Genomic DNA, 19,379 nt, shown 5'->3' on the forward strand with positions numbered 1-19,379 from the left:
AGTTTTCTATGTAGTATTTTAAATTTTTACTATTAGAAATAAGCGAGTTTTTAGGAAACGTTGAAAAATATGTTTGCTTATGAGAAAATGGGAAAGATAATTGGCTAGATTAAGCATGATAGTAGGATGCTTGATTCATTAAAAATGGCAAGCAAAGGAGCGTATGTCAATCATGATCACAGCAATAATCATCGCCGGTGGTGTTGGAAAGCGGATGGGACAGGATATTCCCAAACAGTTTATCATTATAGAGGGAAAGCCTATTATTATTTACACGCTAGAATCATTTCAAAAGCATCCTCAGATTGATAGAATTTTAGTAGTGTGCAAAGAAGGATGGGAAGAGACGCTCTGGGCGTATGTTAAAGAGTTCAATCTTTCTAAAGTTCAGTGGATCATTCAAGGTGGACGTATTGGTCAAGAATCAATTAATAATGGAGTACAGTTTTTAAAAGAGCATAGTTCTCTTGAGGATACGATTATCATTCACGACGGCATTCGTCCGCTAGTTGATGAGTTAGTTCTTTCGGATGTTATTGTGAAGTGCAAGGAGCATGGAAATGCAGTGACCTCGCTTCCTTATAATGAGCAAATTTTTATCAAGACAACAGATGAAACTACTAATCAATACGTTGATCGTAATACGCTGCGCCGAGTATCGACACCCCAAGCCTATACTTATGGAAAATTGCTAGAAGCATACAATCGGGCAATCACTGAAAATATCGGGATGACAGACTCCTCATATACGAACACGATGATGGTGGATCTCGGGGAAACGTTGTACTTTGCCGCGGGATCAGATAAGAACATAAAACTGACAACTACCGATGATTTGGAACTGTTTAAGGCTTATTTGAAAATGAAAGATTAGGAGAGCTGATATGCTGCAGAATAGCTTGTATCAAAAAGACCTACAAAAGGTTATCGAAAATTATCCTGACTGGGAGAAATTGTCTGGGAAATCATTATTGATGATTGGTGCATCAGGAATGATAGGTTCTTTTTTGGTCGATGTATTGATGCTGGCTAATCAACAAAAGCGTACCTCAGTCAACGTATATGCAATGGGTCGTAATCGCAGGCGGTTAGAGCAATATTTTGCGGATTACTTGCCAGCAAGAAAGTTTCAAATTATTGAAGGAGATGTGACCACGCCACTTCCGAAAGAATTGAAAGCTGATTACTTGATCCACGGTGCCAGCAATACACATCCTAAGGCCTATGCCACAGATCCAATTGGGACGATTATGACTAATTTGATGGGGACAGAGCAAGTACTAAAGCATGCAGCAGCGACTAACGCTGAACGGACGCTATTTTTGTCAACGGTAGAAATTTATGGAGAAAATCGTAGTGATACTGAGTATTTTGACGAAGCATACTGCGGATACATTGATTGTAATACATTGAGAGCTGGCTATCCGGAAGGAAAACGGGTTAGCGAGTCTCTTTGTCAAGCCTATATTTCCAAATATGGAATCGACATCGTAATACCTCGATTGAGCCGCGTGTTTGGTCCCACGATGCTTACGAGTGATACAAAAGCTTCCTCGCAATTTATTTTGAATGCTGCTCGTAATGAAGACATTGTTTTAAAGAGCGAGGGTACACAGCATTTTTCATACGTTTATGTTGGAGATGCTGTGCTGGCACTGCTCCATTTACTGACAAACGGCTCGTCAGGAGAAGCCTATAATGTTGCTGGCGGTAAAGATTACGATTTACGATTAAAGGATCTTGCTGCTAAAATTGCCGCAGTTGGAAAAGGTCGGATAGTTTTTCAACTTCCGGATGAACTGGAGCAAAAAGGTTTTTCAAAGGCTAATAAAGCTTTATTAGATATCACAAAAATTCAAAAAAATGGTTTTGCATCGATTTTTGACTTGAACACAGCCTTGAGTCATACGGTAAAAATTGTGAAGGATGAGCTAAAAAATGTGTGAAATCAGTATTATCGTACCTGTCTATAAGGTAGAAAAGTATTTAAAAAAGTGTGTTGATTCGATTTTGAACCAAACATTCTCAGATATTGAAGTGATTTTAGTGGATGACGGATCTCCTGATCGCTCTGGTATAATATGTGACGAGTATGCCAAAAATGATACACGAGTAAAGGTGATTCATAAAGAAAATGGCGGATTGAGTAGTGCTCGTAACGCAGGTATCGAAGTTGCTCAGGGACGCTTTATCGGTTTTGTGGATAGCGATGATTATATCGCGACAGATATGTATCAGCTTTTGTATGAGGATATCACGCGAGAAGAAGCAGATATGGCAATCTGTGGAATTGTGGATATATACAGTGGTGATATGAAGCGAACGAAGCCTGTAATTCAAGAAGTTCTTTCAAAAAAAGAAGCTATTCAAGCAATTTTAGAGGCTAAAATTGTTTCTGTTCATGCCGTAAACAAATTGTATGATTCACGACTGTTTTCACAAATTAGATACCCTGAAGGAATAATAACAGAAGATGCAGCAGTAATCTTGGATATCCTGAATCTCACTAACAGGGTAGTAATTGATACACAGCCAAGTTACTTCTATTATCATCGAGATGAAAGTATTTCGAGCAAAGCGTTTAGCTCAAGAGATATGGATACAATCAAGGTGTGGTCTGAAAATGAGACTTGGTTGAATGTAAATTACCCTGATTTGTCTGAACTGGCGCATACTAGAGTTTGTTGGGCATATTTTATTGTGTTAGATAAAATAATGTTAACGAAAAATTATACAAGAGTTGAATATTTACCTCAAATTGTCAGTTACCTTAGAAGAAATTTTAAATTTATAATTGAAAATAAGGTTTTTTTGAAGCAAAGAAAAATTGCAATGATATTTTTGATGATGAACGTAAGATTTTACAAGATATTGTCCCTTACTCATGAAAAATTTATTTTGAAAAAAAATAAATGAGGTGGGCTCATTAAAATGCCTACTACAACTCACAACTGACTATCACAGTATTATCAGCTAAAGCAGATTTTGATGTCTATCTTTCTACAGGTTTATTGGATGTTGTGACGTGAGTTTAGTAATGGAATCTTATTTAGGCTAAAATATTCGTTTTAGTAAAAACGGACAACCAAAAAATATAAAGTGGGGAAACTAAAGTTGAGTAAATTGAAACAATTGACTGATAAAGCAGCTCACTATTTTTCAGTTCAGAAAGTTAATTTGTGGATGCAAATAGCTCTAATTATTGGTGGAGTACTTCTCTTTTTTCTTGGACAAAATTTTAATCAGCAATTTTTAGGAATAGTTTTGTTTGGGGTAGCTAATTTATGCTATGCTCTAAGAAATTTGGGCGAGCGCATCCTACTTTTTTTCTTTATGGTAATGTTGTTTACTTTTATGTATAGTCGACCACTAATTAGTATACTGCGTGGAAATATTTGGTGGTATTTCGAACCAGAGAGCATTCGATTTTCTCTTGCTGCTCTTTTTCTGACAACTGTTTTTCTCTTTTTAGGTAGCATGTTATATAGCTTTGCTTTTGGAAAAAGCAAGCGATTTAGAGAAGAACATTCTGTTTATTCGATTGATAATGACAAAAAGAGTGTGTTGTTTGTAGTGACGGGATGCTTTTTGTTGGTGACGTGGGTATGTAGTGTACTTTTAGATGTTGAAAAGCTTTTCTTTGTTAGAGCTCATACTTATGAAGAATTCTACGTAAGTTTTTCTACAAAAGCACCACTTCCTATTACAGCATTTGCGACTATGCTTCCGTTTGCTCTATGTTTCTTTTTAGCTTTAAAACCTAGAAAGAAGGTAGTGTTTTTCACATTGGCATCATACGTCATTGGGGGGGTACCAACTCTTGTGATGGGACAAAGGAATACCTTTGTTTTGCGCTTATTGTTTACTCTCGTGTATTATGTTATACAAAATCGCTATGATAATCGAGACATTTGGATGGGAAAATTTGAAAAATATTTATTGGCACTTGGAACTCCGATAATGCTCGCTCTTTTAGGTGCTTATAATTATTTAAGAGCTGGAACAAATGTTGGAACCACAAATGTATTTTCTATAATTTCAGATTTTTTTTATAAGCAGGGTACACAATTTGATACATTGACTTCAGGGTATGAATACTATCCAAAGATGGCATTTACAGAGTATAAGAATTATACGTTTGGCGGATTTATTGACTCCATAAGACACGGATTCATCGCCCAAAAACTTTTTGGAGTACCTGGTTTGGGTACAGGAAATAATCCTTACCGAGGTATGGTAAGTAACTCATATGCGCATAACCTGGCATATGTTTATCGTAGAGATGCTTATTTGGCTGGGAATGGAAATGGTGGGTCTTACCTATTAGATTTGAATGCTGATTTTGGATATTTCGGTATAGCTATCTATAGCCTACTCTTAGGTGTTTTATTAATTTACTTTGTTCGGTTGTTTGTAAATAATGGTTATTTTTCATCACTGTTTGTTTTATGCTGTTTACAAGATATTTTTTGGACACCTCGTGGAGGAGCGACAGAGTTCCTATTATTCCTAATCAAGCCGTCTTTTTGGCTAAGTGTTATAGGAGTTACATTTGGATATTTGCTTTTTTCTAAGCTGTTTCCTAAAAAATGGCTTACTCTTTTGGAAGGAAAAGATTTGATTTGAAAGACTTAATCAGATTTATAAAATCAACTGGTATATATTTATTGGGAAACGTTTTGAGTAAGTCACTTACTTTTTTGTTGTTGCCCCTCTATACATCCTATTTATCACCTACTGAATATGGTGTATATGATCTTTCGGTTGCATACAATACTTTTCTAATCTCAATACTCTTTTTAGATATATGGGAAGGCACAATGCGTTTTATGTTTGATTTTTCAGATGAGGATAAAAATAAACCTATTACTGTAGGGATTTTGATGTTCTCCGTATCCACTGTTTTATATGCTATTGTTCTGTTAGTTTTTGGAAATGTTGTTGGATTGCAGTATTTGGGATTACTTTTTCTCATGGGGGTAGTTAACAATTTCCAACAAGTAACTGGCTATATTGCCCGTGGTTTGGGTAAGAATACAGCATTTGTTCTCTGTGGATTAATAGGATCGTTGGTTACTCTTTTATTGAATATTTTATTACTCACTGTTTTTCACATGGATTTTAGCGCTCTGTATATTAGTTCTATTGTTGGGCTAGGAGTCAATGCTTTGGGACTTGCGTCTGTCGTTGGCCTAGGAAGTAGGGTCAAAAGAGCTTTTTTTGATTCCGCCTTGTTTAGAGAGATGTTACGATATTCGCTACCACTTTGCCTAAATTCTGCCGCTTGGTGGTTTTTAAATGGATTTAATAGAGTAATGATATCAGAAACTCTTTCTAATGCAGATAATGGACTCTATGCTGTCGCTACAAGGTTCAGTTCAATGCTAATGTTGATAACTACTGGATTCCAGATGGCATGGCAGGAATTATCTTATTCAAAAGTGGATGCTACAGACGATGAAAAAGTCCGATTGTATTCTCGTGCACTCAATGAATACTCTAGATTCTTGTATATTGGCTTGATTGCACTTCTCCCAGTTATTAAATTCATTTTTCCATACTTTATTGATGCGCAATATGCTGCAGCAGCTTCAGTTGTTCCTATAGCCTTATATGCAACTTTCTTTTCAAGTCAAACTTCTTTTCTAGCTAGTATTATAAATATTTTAAAAAAGAATCAATTTATTTTCTTTACTACTCTTTTATCGGCTATTACAAACGTAGTAATTTTAATCATACTAATTCATTCGTTAGGAGTTCAGGCTGCAAGTATTTCATTGTGTGCTGGGTACGCTGTGAGTTTTATAGCACGTATAAGATTAGTTAAACGTTTTGTAAATATATCGGTTAACTATAAACAGTTCCTATTTTACACTGTTTTATTTTTTATGACTGTATTCGTTTATAACTATGGAAGTATTTTAATGAATGGTATTGCTTTCATTGTAATCATTGGGATCTTTATCGTGTCTTATAGACAACACGCAGCTAAACTTATTTTTGCTTTAAAAAATAGAAAGAGTCAGTCTTAATAATTCTTTGGGGGGATCGCTATGAAAAAGAAATCAATACTATCGGTTCTTCTATTCGGTATTTCTATTTCCCTTGTCGGATGTGCTTATAATCGAACCGATGCAGCAATTACATTTTCTCAAAAAGAGTTTACCGTTAGCGAAGGCGGGTTGCTAAATATTTCTGGACATACCACAGGTTTAAAAAATGGATATTACGAGGCAAACATAGATCGTGAAAATAGAAAGTTGTATATTGATAAAGAGGGAAATTTTTCCATTGATTCATATATTATTGATGATAAACAGCAATCTTTTCCAATTGGAATTGCATTAACTTCGGGAGAAATTATCGTAAATAGTGCACAACTAGATACCTCATTATTTACTAAATCGTTAGAAAATCGTGCTTATGTATCTCCTGAAAAAGTTGTTGGACTATTCAAAAGAGCAACACTATCAGTCTTTGATGAACAGAAAATTAGTGAAGAAACGCTTCCCTTTAAATTTAGAGAGGGAATTTCATTTAATGATGGAAGCGGTAATAAAAATAATTTGATTCGAGTGTTTTCCTTTAAAAATCATTCAGACTTTAATGATGCAAAAAACTATTTTATTAATTTGTCCAAATCAGTTTTAGAGAAAAGTATGTTTGAGTCTGAAACTGACTCTTCACAAAAAATGGGACTCACCAATGGTTTTCAGAATCAAAAGATGAAGTTTGAAGATCCGGTGGGTCAACTTAAACAGCATCTTTTGCTGTACAAACTATATCCATTATATGGGTCGAGACTTGCAAGCGATCGAGATTACAAAGTTATTGTTGTGTCAGAAAATGGTATACAGGATCCGCAGTTTGAAATGTATCGGCGTATAATAGAGACCCTTGGAAATTACTATGAACTAAAGGAGTAATAAGTCATGAAGGAATTGGCTTTAGAAGAAGTTAAAGAAAGAGCTTTGAAAATCTTGATATACGTCCATGATCTTTGTGAAGAAAATCATTTAAGATATTCTATTTATTATGGAACACTCTTGGGTGCTGTTCGGCATGGCGGCTATATTCCTTGGGATGACGATATTGATATTGTAATGCCGAGAAATGATTATGACAGTCTCATCAACATACTTAAAAATAGGGAGGATTACCTACTTTTAGATTACCAAACAAGGGAACATTGTAGATATACCTTCGCAAAAGTAGTCGATAAAGAAACTCGGGCAAAATCTTCACAATACTTCGGAAGTGAAGATCCAAATTTTGGTGTCTTTATTGATATTTTTCCACTTGATGGTGTTCCGGTAAACACGTCTGAAAGACTGTCTTTTTGGAAAGAGTGTGAAACATATCGATTAAATATGTTAGATACGTTACAGTGCTCGTATGCCCGCTCCTACTCCTTGATGAAAGGCCTGGTGAAGCTGATAGCTAGGTATCCGCGACATCAAAAATTATTAAGTCAGGGAAATGATCATTTCTGGCGAGAACGCTATGAAGATATAGCGAGACGCTACAAATTTGACGAATCGAAATACTGTGGCTTTTTGGAAACTATGAATAATGACTGGGGATTATTTCCAGTCCAATGGTTTGACGAATTTGAACTGATAAATTTTGAGGGAGCACAGGTTCGAACTATAAGTGCTAAAAAGGCTTTTCTTGAAACTAGATATGGGAACTACATGGAATTGCCGCCTGAAAAAGATAGAATTACTCATCATCCCTATAAATTTTACCTTAAATGAACAGTGAGTTTCAAAGCTAGGGTTATTTTTCATTAAAAATGAGTATTACAGAATTGGCTACAGTAGCATAATAGTCTAAGATGCAAAATTGGGTATTATAAGTCAAAATTGAGGTGGAGATAAGATGCAAGGATTGATTTTAGCGGCAGGCCTTGGTAGCCGAATGAAGGAACTTACTAAAAACTCTACAAAAAGTATGGTTGAAGTGAATGGCAGATCGTTAATCGAGCGTATGCTCACGCAACTTGATTTATTGAATTTGAATCGAATTATTGTGGTAGATGGATATCAAAGTGAAGTAATGGAAAGGTATATCGACTCTTTAAGTATAAAGACACCAATCAAATATGTAACAAATCGAGATTTTGATAAAACAAATAATATCTTTTCAGTGTATTTGGCAAAAGAATATTTCTTCGAAGATGATACAGTCATGATAGAGTCGGATTTGATTTTTGCTGACGAAGTGCTAGAGAGAGTTGTAGAATCAGACTTTGAAAATTTAGCCGTAGTATCAAAATTTGAATCTTGGATGGATGGGACAGTTGTAAAATTTGACAAGAATAAAAATATTGTTGACTTTATAGATAAAAATGCATTTGATTTTGAACAAACCGAATTTTACTATAAAACGGTGAATATCTATAAATTTAGCAAGCAATTTTCCCAAAATGTCTATTTTCCTTTTTTGGAAGCTCAAATGCATGCATTCGGGAAAAATGAATATTATGAAACTATTTTAAAAACAATTTCTCAGTTAGATTCAACTATTATTAAAGCATTGGATATTGAGGATGTTCCATGGTATGAGATTGATGATGCACAGGATCTTGACGTAGCTAGCTCATTGTTCAACACAACTCCAGAAAAGAAGTTTGATGATCTGTCGAGTAGATTCGGCGGGTATTGGCGATATCCTAAAATTATTGATTTTTGCTATTTAGTAAATCCATTTTATCCTCCAAAAAAAATGCTTTCTGAAATTAAATCGAACTTATCACGTTTAGTGATTGACTACCCATCTGGCTTGAATGTAAACTCGTCATTAGTCGCAAAATATTACAACATTCCAACTCATCAGATTATAGTAGGGAATGGAGCGGCAGAATTGATCAAGTCATTAATGGGCTATTTAACTGGTAGGTTTGGTGTCATTGCTCCTACTTTTGAAGAGTATCCAAATCGATTGAAACCGATTGAAATTATTAAGTATTATCCAACTACAAAATTCTTTGAATATTCCGTAGATGATATTATTTCATTTTATGAAAATGAAGACATCCAAAACCTAGTTTTGATAAACCCTGACAACCCAACTGGTAACTATATTCCTAAAAATGAGTTGTTTAAATTATTAAATTGGACTAAACAAAGAGATATTACACTAATTTTGGATGAATCCTTTGGTGATTTTGTCAATCTAGAAAAAGATGCATCTTTGATCGATCGCAGCATTGTTAACAAGTTTTCAAATTTGATAATTGTGAAGAGTATTTCAAAATCATTTGGAGTTCCAGGTGTGAGACTTGGATTTTTGGTAACGTCTATGCCAGATTTAATTGAATTCATGAAAAAAGATGTTTCTATCTGGAATATCAATTCTTTTGGAGAGTTTTTCCTCCAAATTTTTGAGAAATACAAAAAGGACTATAAAGTTGGTTTGGACCTGTTTTATGAAGTTAGAAATGAGCTATATCGAGAACTAAGTAATATATCCGGTATCACTGTCATTCCGTCACAGGCAAACTACTTTACTTGTAGATTAGAAGGAGATATTTCATCTAGAAAATTAGCGATTAAATTGTTAGATGAACATAAAGTATTGATTAAGGATCTTTCAAAAAAAGATGGATTTAATGGGGAAGACTATATTCGTGTTGCGGTTAAAAAGAGTGAAGAAAATCGAATTCTTATTAACGCATTGAAAATGTATTTAGGCTAAAAAGCAAACCGTGAATGATTAGAAAAATAGAAATGATTGAGTTTGGTTTTTGGATGTTTTTTTGAAAGTCTTCGGATTTTGATTAATCAAATCTATATAAAATTTCGACATGAATGCTAATAAACTGTTTAGAGACAACTTGATCGTTGAAAATATGTATCAACGTTTTATCTAAGCTGTACTTATGCTTTACAAGCTTTTGTTTAAAACTGTTATAGATCAGGGATTTAGGACTTCAATTTACAAGAATAGAAGTTCTAAATCATAAGATTCTTATTTAAAGATTCGATTTAAATAGTTTAAGGTATGCCGTGGAAGGAGTTGAAATAAAGGTGAAAATACAAAGCCTAGGAGCTAGCTATTTAAATGTCAGTGGTGAAATCTATGGTCCAGAGTTTATTAATTTGGCACACATTGAAGATGACAAGATACGATTCGATGACAGGACCCTTTTTTTATCTAATGAGGAAAAAGAGAGACTGAACAGACAGCCGATAAAACGATATGACGATGCTGTTTATGTATTTAATTACAGTGGTAGATGGGGGATTTTAGCCAACTTACCTATTGATGAGTACAAAAAGGGACACGTGAAGAGCCACGAACTTGTTTTACCAAATGTGATTCAAGGTATGCTAAGTAATTTACATGGATATAATGCTGAGGCCGCACCAGTTCTGCTAGCGCATGAAAAAAAGATTGATTTTGAAAGGATAGTTGCAAAGGGGCAATATAGTGCTTCCCATCTTGTTGGACCAGTGACTTTGTATGTCTATCAAAAAGATTATGCGAGCGAATTATTAGGTATTTTTCAGGAAATTGATGAATTGTATATTGGAGATGGGCATCATCGTTTATACGTTTCATCATTATCAGAATTTAAGTCGAATGTCTTCTCATGCTTAATAAGTTTTGCCGATTTGAACATTCTTTCAATCAATCGCAGAATAGGAAATATTTCTAACGCAAAATTTAGTAAATCGTTGGACTTTTTAGAGCAGAAATTTGAAGTTTCTGAAACTGCGCCTTATACGCTAATTCCGAAAGGGTTTGTTCGTATGACTTATTTGAATAAATCGTATCTTATCAAATTGATTGATCTGATAGGAGATTCCTTTTGGAACAATGATATTTATCGACTTAATACGCAAATTATCTCGCAGGCTTTTCGCGTCTTTTCTGATGATCGTATCAGCTACCTATCTCCACAGGATACGATTGAAGAGAAGAAACATATGAACTTAAACCAGGTCTTACTTGAAACCGCACCTTTAGAAAAAGATGATTTTATCAATGCTGCAAGAAGTGGAACTATTCTACCACCTAAATCGACATGGATGGATCCCAAATTCCCTTCATTTTTGGTCATGAGCATTTATCAGTTTGGAGATGTACACGAATGAGAATAGGAATTATTGGCTTTGGAAATATTGGTTCAACACTTGCGGCAGATCTTTCTTCAAGAAATCATGAGGTCAGTGTTTATTCTTCTGCTAATTTGGGCCACGGTGTGAATTACCAATTGACTGATATGGACTCTGGATATACCATAAATAGTGAAATTTATTTAATTACAGATGATTTTAAACTTGCGGTATCTGATCGAGAACTAATTTTCGTAACTTATCCTTCTTTCATGTTACATGAACTATCGCAGTGGTTGATAAAAAATTTAGATAATAAAACGAGTGTTTGTGTGGTGCCGGGCACTGGCGGGGCAGAATACTTGATGAAGGATCTTATTGATAATGGTCATGAACTATACGGATTAGGTAGAGTTCCCTATATTGCAAGAATTGCAGAGAGGAATAGGAAGACTCTGTATTCTAGAAAGTCGTCGATTACTGCAGCGCCTATTTCTGGAGGAGACTCTACTCAATTTATTAATTGTTTATCCAATCTATTAAAGATGGAGGTAATTGAATTAGGAAACTATCTAGCAATTGCTCTTACTCCTTCCAATGCAATTTTGCACACCTCTCGATTATATAGTTTGTTTAAAAATTACCAAGTAGGTGCGTACTATTCTTCAGTGCCTCTTTTTTATGAACAGTGGGATAACGACTCTTCAAATTGGTTAATCACATTAGATAAAGAAGTAGAAGAACTTGTTTATCATTTACCCAAAGAATTAGATATGTCCGATTTTAAAACGATTCGGAAGCACTATGAAAGCTGGACAAGTAACGAAATAACTGCTAAGATTTCATCTATTGATTCCTTTAAAGGAATACTAACCCCTATGATCAAAAAGGATGAAGGATTTATTCCCAACTTTAAATCCAGATACTTTACAGAAGACTTTCCCTATGGCTTGCTTTTGCTAAAGGCATTTTCTTTGATTGTTGGCACTGATACGCCTGGAATGAATAGAGTTCTTAGTTGGTATCAAGATAATATGCAAAAACACTATCTTACCAAGGACGGGATGCCAGGAAAAGACTTTCTTGCTGCAGATGTACCACAAGCACATGGAATCCAGAATATGACTGATTTACTCCAGTATTACAGAGAAAATCAGTAAGCGCGCTATTATTGTAAAGGAGATGGAAAACGTGGACTATTTAATCACAGGTGGTGCCGGCTTTATTGGCTCTACATTAATCAATAGATTAGCTGAAGACTTGAATAATAATATTTTTGTTGTGGATGATCTTTCTATGGGAGAACTTGGCAACATTGATAATATGGAAGAGCGCAATATCAATTTTATTAAAGCCTCAGTGACGGATAGCGAAGTGATGGAGAAGCTCCTTGTTGAAAATAATTTTGACTATATTTTTCATTTAGCTGCTGTAGCAAGTGTAGCCGATTCAGTTGCACGCCCATTAGAAACTCATGAGGTGAACTTTAAGAGCGTTTTGCAATTGTTGGAATTATGTAGAAACTATCAGACTGGTTTAAAACGCTTAGTGTTTGCCTCCTCCGCAGCTGTTTATGGTGATGAGCCGACACTTCCAAAGCAAGAAGAGTCCATCATTCGTCCGTTAACACCGTACGCTGTAGATAAGTTTGCTGCTGAACGTTATGTGCTCAATCACTATTCATTATATGGTGTCCCAACAAGTGCTGTACGCTTTTTTAATGTGTATGGCCCTAATCAGAACCCAAATTCTCCATACTCTGGTGTTCTTTCGATTCTGACAGATCGCTTTCAAAAGATGATTGATCAACATGAGTCTCAATTCACTGTATTTGGCGATGGCGAACAGACAAGAGATTTCATTTTTGTAGAGGATGTTGTAGATGCCTTGCTGTTAGTTTCAAAGTCAGAATCCTCTTTAGGAAACGTCTACAATGTCGGAACTGGAACGGCTACATCATTGAACGATGTTATCACATTATATAAAAAAATTATTGAAGTAGATATTCCAGTGGTTTATACAGAAGCTCGAGAGGGTGATATTCCGCGTTCCTTTGCAGATAATCGACGGTTAGTTGACTTAGGATTTATCCCCAAATATACAATTGAGAGTGGCATTCAAACTTATTTGGAGTCAGTGTTGAAGAAATGATGTACTGTTAGTAAAACTAGCGAGTTAAGCGAGGAAACTTTTTGAAACTCTACAATCGATTCCGTACCGAACTGGAAAAACGACACCTATGGGAGGTCTTTATCTACCTGTTCTTTGGTGGGCTGACGACAGTGGTAAACTTTGTCGTGTTCTTTCTTGCGAAGGACTTGGCTCATCTCAGTCTAGTGCCTTCCAACACTCTGGCTTGGATAGGGGCGGTACTATTCGCCTTTGTCACCAATAAATTATGGGTTTTTCACTCAAAGACGGAGACGCCCGCAGAGCTGGCTGTTGAGTTCGGGAAGTTTATTTTCTATCGTCTATTGTCTTATGCTATCGATATGGGCGCGATGCTGCTCCTAGTGAATGTGCTGCATATGGGCGACTTCTGGTCGAAGATGGTGACGCAAGTGCTAGTGGTGGTTGCCAATTATGTTTTCAGCAAGTTGTTTATCTTTAAAAACAAGTCTGAGGTGGTCATCTTGGAGGAAAACAACGAGCAATCCCACAAATGATTGACTGTGGGACGAATCTCACGTAACAAATAAAACTATCGGTAAATTAAAAAGAACGCGGCTTCGCTTTTATTGGCGAGTTCGCGTTCTTTTTGCCTTGTGGAGTGATTTGTCTAGAGGACGTAGTGTATCAAATGTCGACTGATTCACTTTCTCCTAGCAAGGGCTCGTTCTTCAGCGTCGATGAAGTCTTGGACAGCTTGTTTGGTGGCTAGTTTTTTATAACAGGTCATGAGCTCTTCTCGTTGGCCGGGGATGTGGCGAAACTCCAGTTTTTCCAAGACACGATTGACCAGTGGGAGACTGGGGTAGCCTAGGAAGGTCTGGAGTTTGTCGGAGTTGCGAGGCAGGCGGGTCTTATGCATTCGCAAAAGGAGACCGTGACAGAGGCAGGCCTGTTTTAGGTTGCTGCGCAGTGTCTCAGGAGTGACTGGCGAGATGAGGGAGAGGCCGAGAAGGGTGCGTAGGACTTGAGTGCCGTCGTTTTCTTTAGTATTTTCTACCAGAATCTCGGGGCTGAGCCAGATGCGGTTGCCGGCCCATAGTCTGGATGCTTTCAGGGACATCAAGACATAACGCCAGGTGGGCATTGGCGCATTGTAGGTCTTGTTTTGTTTGTTTAGCACCTGACTAAGAGCTTGCTTGAAGAGCTGATTGTAAGGGACGTGTTCATGAAACAGAAAAGCCTGATTCAATATGTATTCTTGAGAACGATCCACCAGATAGAGGTTCTCCTCGGTAATGACCAGCTGGTGTAGGCACTTGGAGGTGTCTGCGAGAGGCAACAGAGCCAAGATCTTCTCGCTGTAGGGAAAGTCATGCATGATAGCGAGTTTGGCAGTCAGCTGTGATAGGCTCTGGCTATCAAAAAGCTGCTGATCAAGGGTTGGAAGCAAGGTACGTAGGCGAGTGACAGGCTTGTAAAGCGGAGTGCCAGGTACTGGGAGAGACGGAGGTGCAAATGCTGAGTAGGTCATGAAAAATTCTCCTTTAGGTTTGGTGTGTAGCTACCGAAAAACTGAGCCAATAATTGGGGAGAGCTGAACTTGCCGCAGCCAGCCAAGAGGACTGTGATCCGGGAATTTGCAGGTAAATCATTTTTTGTTATGGTCGTGTCCTATGCAGAGCATCACTGGATTTTTGGCAGTCCAGAGACTATTTTTGGGCAGCTGCTTGACCGAGTGTAGCATGAAATGAAAGCGGTGTATATCTCGTGTTAGATCTGGTTCCAAAGGGAAATGAGAATATGTCAAGACAGTTCTTGCTGAATTTTCATCTGGCAACGAGGAAGGGAGCGGCAACTGCAAAAGAGTATAACGAAGAACTGTGAACTCCATGTAGGACTACAACATTTCAGAGAATTTGTTGCCACAAGGCGGAGCGATTTTTGGCGGTAAGAATCCATAAATGAAAGGTCGCCATAGGAAAGACAAACCGTAAAAAGAGCTTGATGGAATTTCAACGGAGGGTTCATAGTTGAATAATACGACAAGAAAATATTCTTATAAAAATAAAATTATTTAATTTTTTATGTTTATATGAGAAATGGATAAAATTTCACCGAGCCGGCAAACTATTTGTTGGCTTTTTTGCACTTCTGATTCAAACGAAAAATAACATTTTTTAGAGGTGTGGAACTGGCTTGAGGGGCAAATTAAGGTTGGAATATTTCTGACCGGAAATAGCTTTTTTTCTCGATAAACAAACTCGTTGGGAGCCTCAAATGATGACGATACAGGGTATTAAACGATGAAAAAAGCAGAAAAAAGGAAAAATTTCCACCAACAATTTGTCTTTTTCTTAAATAAAATACGCAAAAAGAAGTAGCTCTGTCTGTCTTTTTTTCGAGCATTAAAGACTAATAAGGGGACAAGGTACTCCGTAGATAAGGCAGCCTTTTTCGTTGCTTAGAGCAGCAATAAAAAAGATCTCGATGTTATTTGAGTAATAAAAGAAAGTACTGTCGAGATTTTGGGGCTGGATTTTAATTTGCATGGTGTGAATTTCTGCCACTGAAGAAGTTTTCTTTCATTTGGGAGAGAATGAGGATTTTGTATGCTTGAATCACCGGCCGGAAAAATGTGCAAAAGAGGTTTTTTTATGAGTCCAGAGGAGATCGAAGTGTTATTTGAAGAGGCAGAATATGAGTTGCTGATTGAAAAGGTCTTGATGCGTTGTGGGGTGTTTGCCAGCCACAACGATTATGAGGACTATCGGCAGGAGTTGTGTTTGGCACTGCTTGAGAAAATGGGACAGGCGACTAGTCGACAGGTATTTTTAGCAGATCATCACGGCAGTCGGCTTTTCGGTTGGTTGGTCTGGCGAATGAAGGATTTTTTCCGCAAAGGTCAGTGTCAGCAGGAGTCTTGCCAAGGTGCCGATGAAGCACTATTTCAGGTGGCTTCCCGGGAGCGGAGTCCCGAAGCACAGGTGGAAGAAGCACAGCGAACACAAGACTTTTGGGTGTGTTTGTCAGAAGGGGAGCGGGACAAGCTGGCACAACTGCTGGCAGATCAAAAGGAAGGCAAGCTGGATCGCCGGGTCCGTTATAAACTTCGCAAAGCGTTAGAAAAGAAGTTGAAGTTATTTTAAAACAGTTGGGGACATTACGGATGTTATTCTCGTTATAGATATGCAAGGCTTGCAACGACACTTGAATAACATCTGCTAAAAGCGGAGCGACTGTGCACAAGTCGTTTAGCATTTGCAGAAATACAAAGGAGGACAAAAAAATGAAAACACATTTAGAGACTGGACTGGGGATTATGCTGCAAGAACCAGGGAAGAAGAACCGTACTAAGCAAACATTGAACAACTGTATCCAGAACCCGGAAGAAGCAAAAGTGGTCTCATTGATTGATCTGTGGGCGCCATTGATGCCGCAGGATACGGACGTGATTTCTGTACAAGAAACTGTCAAATCTGAATATGTAAAATAACCGATGGCAGAAGTAGTTACACGGATACTTTTTGAATGGAGGAAATAATTATGAAAAAATTGCGTATGACTTTTCTGAATGGAGAGGGCAAAAAGCATAGTCTGGATCCGATCGTTGCCGCTACGAATCTAGAAGCACCGACAGTCCGAACGGTGATGGAAGACTTGCGAGATCTGGAACTTTTTGAAAAAGACGGCATCCGGCTATACGCTGAAGTGCAAGGAGCTAAATATATTGAGACTATCGAAACCCCGTTGTTTGAGGACTAAAGTCTGATATGATGCGCCCTCTTTTGGAAAAAAAGCCGCAGGATCTTGAAATGGAACTTCAAAAATAATAGCAAAAAAGCAGCAGGTCGTCTCTTACCGAGTCACCAGCTGCTTTTTTTGTCAAAATTATCCTATAGCCTCTTTCATATAGAATATCAAAACGAAAAATTCACGAGTAGTTAGGCACTAAACTAGAACTTAGAGAAACGTAAAGTGGTTTTATAGCTTACGAAATTCGCTTCTTTTGCTGAGAGACTGTCAAAAGAAAGCAAAATATTTCAATTTTTTTTAGACAAGTGGTAACGTTGTTCTTGTAAGAGTTTTCAAACGTTTGTGATTTCAAACTAAAGTAAAAGGAGGAATTTATTATGGGTTTGATTTGGTCATTAATCGTAGGAGGCGTGATTGGAGCAATTGCTGGAGCCCTCACAAATAAGGGTGGTTCTATGGGAATCATCGCCAATGTGGTAGCTGGTCTCGTAGGTTCAGCGATTGGCCAGTCGCTGTTAGGTCATTGGGGTCCAACATTGGCAGGAATGGCAATTATTCCATCAATTGTTGGCGCAGTTATCTTGGTAGCGGTGGTGTCCTTCTTTTTCGGGCGCCGGGCTTAGTTGAGCTGATATCATGAAAAAGAGGTGACGACATGCAAAAAAGCACGAAAGCCTTGTTCATCATCGCCTTGGTGCTGCTGGCAATTCCGCTGTTTTATACCTTAGTAGCCAATCAGTTCGTCGCAGCCAGGTTACCTGCGCTGCTGCCGCTGACTGATTATCCACTAGTAGGGAGTTACATGCCGCAGCTGCTATTTTGGGTTAGTGTCGGCTTTTTGATATTGGCAGTAGTGGGAATCATCGTGATTTTGTTGTTCCCTAGTCAGTATTCTGCTTTTCATATCGAAAAGGATTCTGGCAATATGACAATCCAAAAGCGCGCGCTAGAAAGTTATGTATTGGAGACAGTAAAAGAAGAGCCCTTTATACGGGACCCTTCTGTCAGCATCAAAGTAAAGAAGGAAACGATTGATGTGTTGATAACAGGCAAGATGCGTAAGGTATTTTTACTGACTGACAAGCAAGACCAGTTGGCTAGTGCCATCAAGCATAATCTGGCAATGCTAGTGGGACCGAACATGAAAATAGAAACCAATGTCAGATTCAAGGATTATCAAAAAAGAGAACCTGCAGGAACGTCTCGAGTAGAGTAAGGAGGAGGACCGATGAAAGAGATATGGGAAGCGTATAAAATTCCAATCATTTTCGCCGGAGCCGGTCTATTGTTGGCCATTCTCCTTATTACGATTGGATTTTTAAAGACGTTGCTATTATTAGTATTTACGTGTTTAGGAGCCTACTTAGGCTTTTACTTGCTGGGAATCGGTTTTTTTGACCGTTTTACCATGCGAAGGTAAAGTAAGAATCAAAATCAGGAGGGAATTTCAATGGAAAAAGACATGTCAATGCAACCGGGAAAACTTGAAAAGAACGTGAACGATCCTGTCGGCAAACCACCTAAGCCACCAGTTCCCAACCAAGGAATCAAGGGAGATTTGACCTTTGATGACAAGGTCATTCAAAAAATTGTAGGAATCGCGTTGGAAGAAATCGATGGTCTGTTGACTGTCGATGGCGGCTTCTTCTCAAATTTGGCGGGTAAAATTGTCAACACTGATGATGTAACTTCCGGTATTGATGTGGAAGTAGGTAAAAAACAAGTAGCAGTTGATTTGGATATTGTGGCTGAATACGGCAAGGATATTACAAACATCTACGACCGCATCAAAGAAGTGGTTAGTCGTGAAGTTCGCAACATGACCGGCTTAGATGTCATCGAGGTTAATGTCAACGTAGTGGATGTTAAAACGAAAAAAGAACAAGAAGACGACTCAGTAACCTTACAAGATCGAGTTTCCAGTGCTGCTGAAAGTACCGGTGAATTTGCATCTAAGCAGACTGAAAAAGCAAAAAATGCCCTTTCAAAAGGTGGCGAAAAGATCAGCGAGAAGACAGATGATCTGAAAGACACAATCAAAGATGGACAAGAACCAAGAGTCTATTAAGTGTTGGCTTGATGTAAAAAGAAGAGAGAAACTGTCTAACCTGCGGCGGCTGATGAAACTTAGTAAAAAGGGCGCTGTGACGACAGTCTAGTCAATGTTCTCCGAAGCAACCACTACCAAACGTAAATTACAAGTAAAAGCCAAGCGACTTCCATTAAAAACAGTGGAAGTCGCTTGGCTTTTTATTGCTAAAAATTCAAATGCTGAATATCTTTGATTTCATCAAGTTAAGTCAACTTAATTCGCTTTCTCTCTTTACATGTAAGGTCATGCATTTTCTGCGAATCAAGATATAAGGATTGTAGCAACCATTTTTAGCGTATATTTTCTTTCTTAATATGATAAAACATTTGCAATTACCCTTTAAAAAAATTATATCGATT

General features: G+C 37.5%; 20 protein-coding genes. 19 read left to right on the forward strand and 1 reads right to left on the reverse strand.

Going from position 1 to position 19,379, the window contains the following annotated elements:
* Positions 1 to 172: 172 nt before the first annotated feature.
* The 12 genes from ACOMA8_RS03185 to ACOMA8_RS03240 all read left to right on the forward strand — a co-directional run bounded on the left by ACOMA8_RS03185 (position 173) and on the right by ACOMA8_RS03240 (position 13,729).
* On the forward strand, positions 173 to 874 hold the full coding sequence (locus ACOMA8_RS03185) for an IspD/TarI family cytidylyltransferase (protein WP_421368457.1): 702 nt from the start codon (positions 173 to 175) through the stop codon (positions 872 to 874).
* Positions 875 to 884: 10 nt separating this feature from the next.
* Positions 885 to 1,946 carry an NAD-dependent epimerase/dehydratase family protein gene (locus tag ACOMA8_RS03190; RefSeq protein WP_421368460.1) on the forward strand — a complete coding sequence of 354 codons (1,062 nt, stop codon included), beginning with the start codon at positions 885 to 887 and terminating at the stop codon, positions 1,944 to 1,946.
* A complete protein-coding gene (locus ACOMA8_RS03195) occupies positions 1,939 to 2,916 on the forward strand; it encodes a glycosyltransferase family 2 protein (RefSeq protein WP_421368462.1) in 978 nt (325 codons plus the stop codon). Before ACOMA8_RS03190 ends, ACOMA8_RS03195 begins: the two co-directional genes overlap by 8 nt.
* A gap of 198 nt (positions 2,917 to 3,114) precedes the next feature.
* Positions 3,115 to 4,626 carry an O-antigen polysaccharide polymerase Wzy family protein gene (locus ACOMA8_RS03200; RefSeq protein ID WP_421368463.1) on the forward strand — a complete coding sequence of 504 codons (1,512 nt, stop codon included), beginning with the start codon at positions 3,115 to 3,117 and terminating at the stop codon, positions 4,624 to 4,626.
* The gene (locus ACOMA8_RS03205; RefSeq protein ID WP_421368466.1) at positions 4,623 to 6,032 is read left to right on the forward strand and encodes a lipopolysaccharide biosynthesis protein; all 1,410 of its coding nucleotides are present in this window, start codon (positions 4,623 to 4,625) and stop codon (positions 6,030 to 6,032) included. The genes ACOMA8_RS03200 and ACOMA8_RS03205 overlap by 4 nt, the downstream gene beginning before the upstream one ends.
* 21 nt (positions 6,033 to 6,053) lie before the next feature.
* Positions 6,054 to 6,926 (forward strand): hypothetical protein, encoded by an 873-nt coding sequence (locus ACOMA8_RS03210; protein ID WP_421368468.1) that lies wholly within the window; start codon positions 6,054 to 6,056, stop codon positions 6,924 to 6,926.
* A 6-nt stretch (positions 6,927 to 6,932) separates the two neighbouring features.
* Positions 6,933 to 7,757 carry a LicD family protein gene (locus ACOMA8_RS03215; RefSeq protein WP_421368470.1) on the forward strand — a complete coding sequence of 275 codons (825 nt, stop codon included), beginning with the start codon at positions 6,933 to 6,935 and terminating at the stop codon, positions 7,755 to 7,757.
* Positions 7,758 to 7,881: 124 nt separating this feature from the next.
* Positions 7,882 to 9,699: an aminotransferase class I/II-fold pyridoxal phosphate-dependent enzyme gene (locus tag ACOMA8_RS03220; RefSeq protein ID WP_421368472.1), complete on the forward strand. Its 1,818-nt coding sequence runs from the start codon at positions 7,882 to 7,884 to the stop codon at positions 9,697 to 9,699.
* A gap of 332 nt (positions 9,700 to 10,031) precedes the next feature.
* Positions 10,032 to 11,102, forward strand: coding sequence for a DUF1015 family protein (locus tag ACOMA8_RS03225; RefSeq protein ID WP_421368474.1), 1,071 nt, complete (start codon positions 10,032 to 10,034; stop codon positions 11,100 to 11,102).
* Complete coding sequence (locus tag ACOMA8_RS03230; RefSeq protein WP_421368477.1) at positions 11,099 to 12,223, forward strand: NAD/NADP octopine/nopaline dehydrogenase family protein; 1,125 nt, start codon at positions 11,099 to 11,101, stop codon at positions 12,221 to 12,223. The genes ACOMA8_RS03225 and ACOMA8_RS03230 overlap by 4 nt, the downstream gene beginning before the upstream one ends.
* A 31-nt stretch (positions 12,224 to 12,254) precedes the next feature.
* Positions 12,255 to 13,214 carry an NAD-dependent epimerase/dehydratase family protein gene (locus ACOMA8_RS03235; protein ID WP_421368479.1) on the forward strand — a complete coding sequence of 320 codons (960 nt, stop codon included), beginning with the start codon at positions 12,255 to 12,257 and terminating at the stop codon, positions 13,212 to 13,214.
* A gap of 41 nt (positions 13,215 to 13,255) precedes the next feature.
* Positions 13,256 to 13,729: a GtrA family protein gene (locus ACOMA8_RS03240; RefSeq protein ID WP_421368481.1), complete on the forward strand. Its 474-nt coding sequence runs from the start codon at positions 13,256 to 13,258 to the stop codon at positions 13,727 to 13,729.
* A 146-nt stretch (positions 13,730 to 13,875) separates the two neighbouring features.
* On the opposite strand, the gene ACOMA8_RS03245 is transcribed toward ACOMA8_RS03240, so the two are convergent.
* Positions 13,876 to 14,706 carry a hypothetical protein gene (locus tag ACOMA8_RS03245; protein ID WP_421368483.1) on the reverse strand — a complete coding sequence of 277 codons (831 nt, stop codon included), beginning with the start codon at positions 14,704 to 14,706 and terminating at the stop codon, positions 13,876 to 13,878.
* 1,123 nt (positions 14,707 to 15,829) lie between these two features.
* Between ACOMA8_RS03245 and ACOMA8_RS03250 the strand changes: the two genes are divergently transcribed.
* The 7 genes from ACOMA8_RS03250 (at position 15,830) to ACOMA8_RS03280 (ending at position 18,996) form a co-directional block, all read left to right on the forward strand.
* Positions 15,830 to 16,321: a hypothetical protein gene (locus ACOMA8_RS03250; protein WP_421368485.1), complete on the forward strand. Its 492-nt coding sequence runs from the start codon at positions 15,830 to 15,832 to the stop codon at positions 16,319 to 16,321.
* Positions 16,322 to 16,461: 140 nt separating this feature from the next.
* Positions 16,462 to 16,668: a hypothetical protein gene (locus ACOMA8_RS03255; RefSeq protein WP_161898943.1), complete on the forward strand. Its 207-nt coding sequence runs from the start codon at positions 16,462 to 16,464 to the stop codon at positions 16,666 to 16,668.
* A gap of 50 nt (positions 16,669 to 16,718) precedes the next feature.
* Entirely contained in the window at positions 16,719 to 16,937 is a 219-nt protein-coding gene (locus ACOMA8_RS03260; protein ID WP_421368487.1) for a DUF2922 domain-containing protein, read from the forward strand.
* A 368-nt stretch (positions 16,938 to 17,305) separates the two neighbouring features.
* On the forward strand, positions 17,306 to 17,551 hold the full coding sequence (locus ACOMA8_RS03265) for a GlsB/YeaQ/YmgE family stress response membrane protein (protein WP_161898945.1): 246 nt from the start codon (positions 17,306 to 17,308) through the stop codon (positions 17,549 to 17,551).
* Positions 17,552 to 17,583: 32 nt separating this feature from the next.
* Positions 17,584 to 18,144, forward strand: a complete 561-nt coding sequence (gene amaP / locus ACOMA8_RS03270) for an alkaline shock response membrane anchor protein AmaP (protein ID WP_421368490.1) — start codon at positions 17,584 to 17,586, stop codon at positions 18,142 to 18,144.
* Positions 18,145 to 18,156: 12 nt separating this feature from the next.
* Positions 18,157 to 18,348 carry a DUF2273 domain-containing protein gene (locus ACOMA8_RS03275; protein ID WP_010730999.1) on the forward strand — a complete coding sequence of 64 codons (192 nt, stop codon included), beginning with the start codon at positions 18,157 to 18,159 and terminating at the stop codon, positions 18,346 to 18,348.
* A gap of 30 nt (positions 18,349 to 18,378) precedes the next feature.
* Positions 18,379 to 18,996 (forward strand): Asp23/Gls24 family envelope stress response protein, encoded by a 618-nt coding sequence (locus tag ACOMA8_RS03280; RefSeq protein ID WP_161898946.1) that lies wholly within the window; start codon positions 18,379 to 18,381, stop codon positions 18,994 to 18,996.
* The last annotated feature ends 383 nt before the right edge of the window (positions 18,997 to 19,379 follow it).

Origin of the sequence: Enterococcus infantis (genome assembly GCF_049166715.1) — a bacterium.
GTDB lineage: Bacteria > Bacillota > Bacilli > Lactobacillales > Enterococcaceae > Enterococcus_C > Enterococcus_C leclercqii.

Coding starts and splice junctions, on each gene's coding strand:
- ACOMA8_RS03275 (WP_010730999.1), top strand. CDS start 18,157: ATGAAAGAGATATGGGAAGCGTATAAAATTCCAATCATTTTCGCCGGA.
- amaP (WP_421368490.1), top strand. CDS start 17,584: ATGCAAAAAAGCACGAAAGCCTTGTTCATCATCGCCTTGGTGCTGCTG.
- ACOMA8_RS03255 (WP_161898943.1), top strand. CDS start 16,462: ATGAAAACACATTTAGAGACTGGACTGGGGATTATGCTGCAAGAACCA.
- ACOMA8_RS03280 (WP_161898946.1), top strand. CDS start 18,379: ATGGAAAAAGACATGTCAATGCAACCGGGAAAACTTGAAAAGAACGTG.
- ACOMA8_RS03260 (WP_421368487.1), top strand. CDS start 16,719: ATGAAAAAATTGCGTATGACTTTTCTGAATGGAGAGGGCAAAAAGCAT.
- ACOMA8_RS03185 (WP_421368457.1), top strand. CDS start 173: ATGATCACAGCAATAATCATCGCCGGTGGTGTTGGAAAGCGGATGGGA.
- ACOMA8_RS03220 (WP_421368472.1), top strand. CDS start 7,882: ATGCAAGGATTGATTTTAGCGGCAGGCCTTGGTAGCCGAATGAAGGAA.
- ACOMA8_RS03265 (WP_161898945.1), top strand. CDS start 17,306: ATGGGTTTGATTTGGTCATTAATCGTAGGAGGCGTGATTGGAGCAATT.
- ACOMA8_RS03190 (WP_421368460.1), top strand. CDS start 885: ATGCTGCAGAATAGCTTGTATCAAAAAGACCTACAAAAGGTTATCGAA.
- ACOMA8_RS03245 (WP_421368483.1), bottom strand. CDS start 14,706: ATGACCTACTCAGCATTTGCACCTCCGTCTCTCCCAGTACCTGGCACT.
- ACOMA8_RS03195 (WP_421368462.1), top strand. CDS start 1,939: ATGTGTGAAATCAGTATTATCGTACCTGTCTATAAGGTAGAAAAGTAT.
- ACOMA8_RS03215 (WP_421368470.1), top strand. CDS start 6,933: ATGAAGGAATTGGCTTTAGAAGAAGTTAAAGAAAGAGCTTTGAAAATC.
- ACOMA8_RS03250 (WP_421368485.1), top strand. CDS start 15,830: ATGAGTCCAGAGGAGATCGAAGTGTTATTTGAAGAGGCAGAATATGAG.
- ACOMA8_RS03230 (WP_421368477.1), top strand. CDS start 11,099: ATGAGAATAGGAATTATTGGCTTTGGAAATATTGGTTCAACACTTGCG.
- ACOMA8_RS03210 (WP_421368468.1), top strand. CDS start 6,054: ATGAAAAAGAAATCAATACTATCGGTTCTTCTATTCGGTATTTCTATT.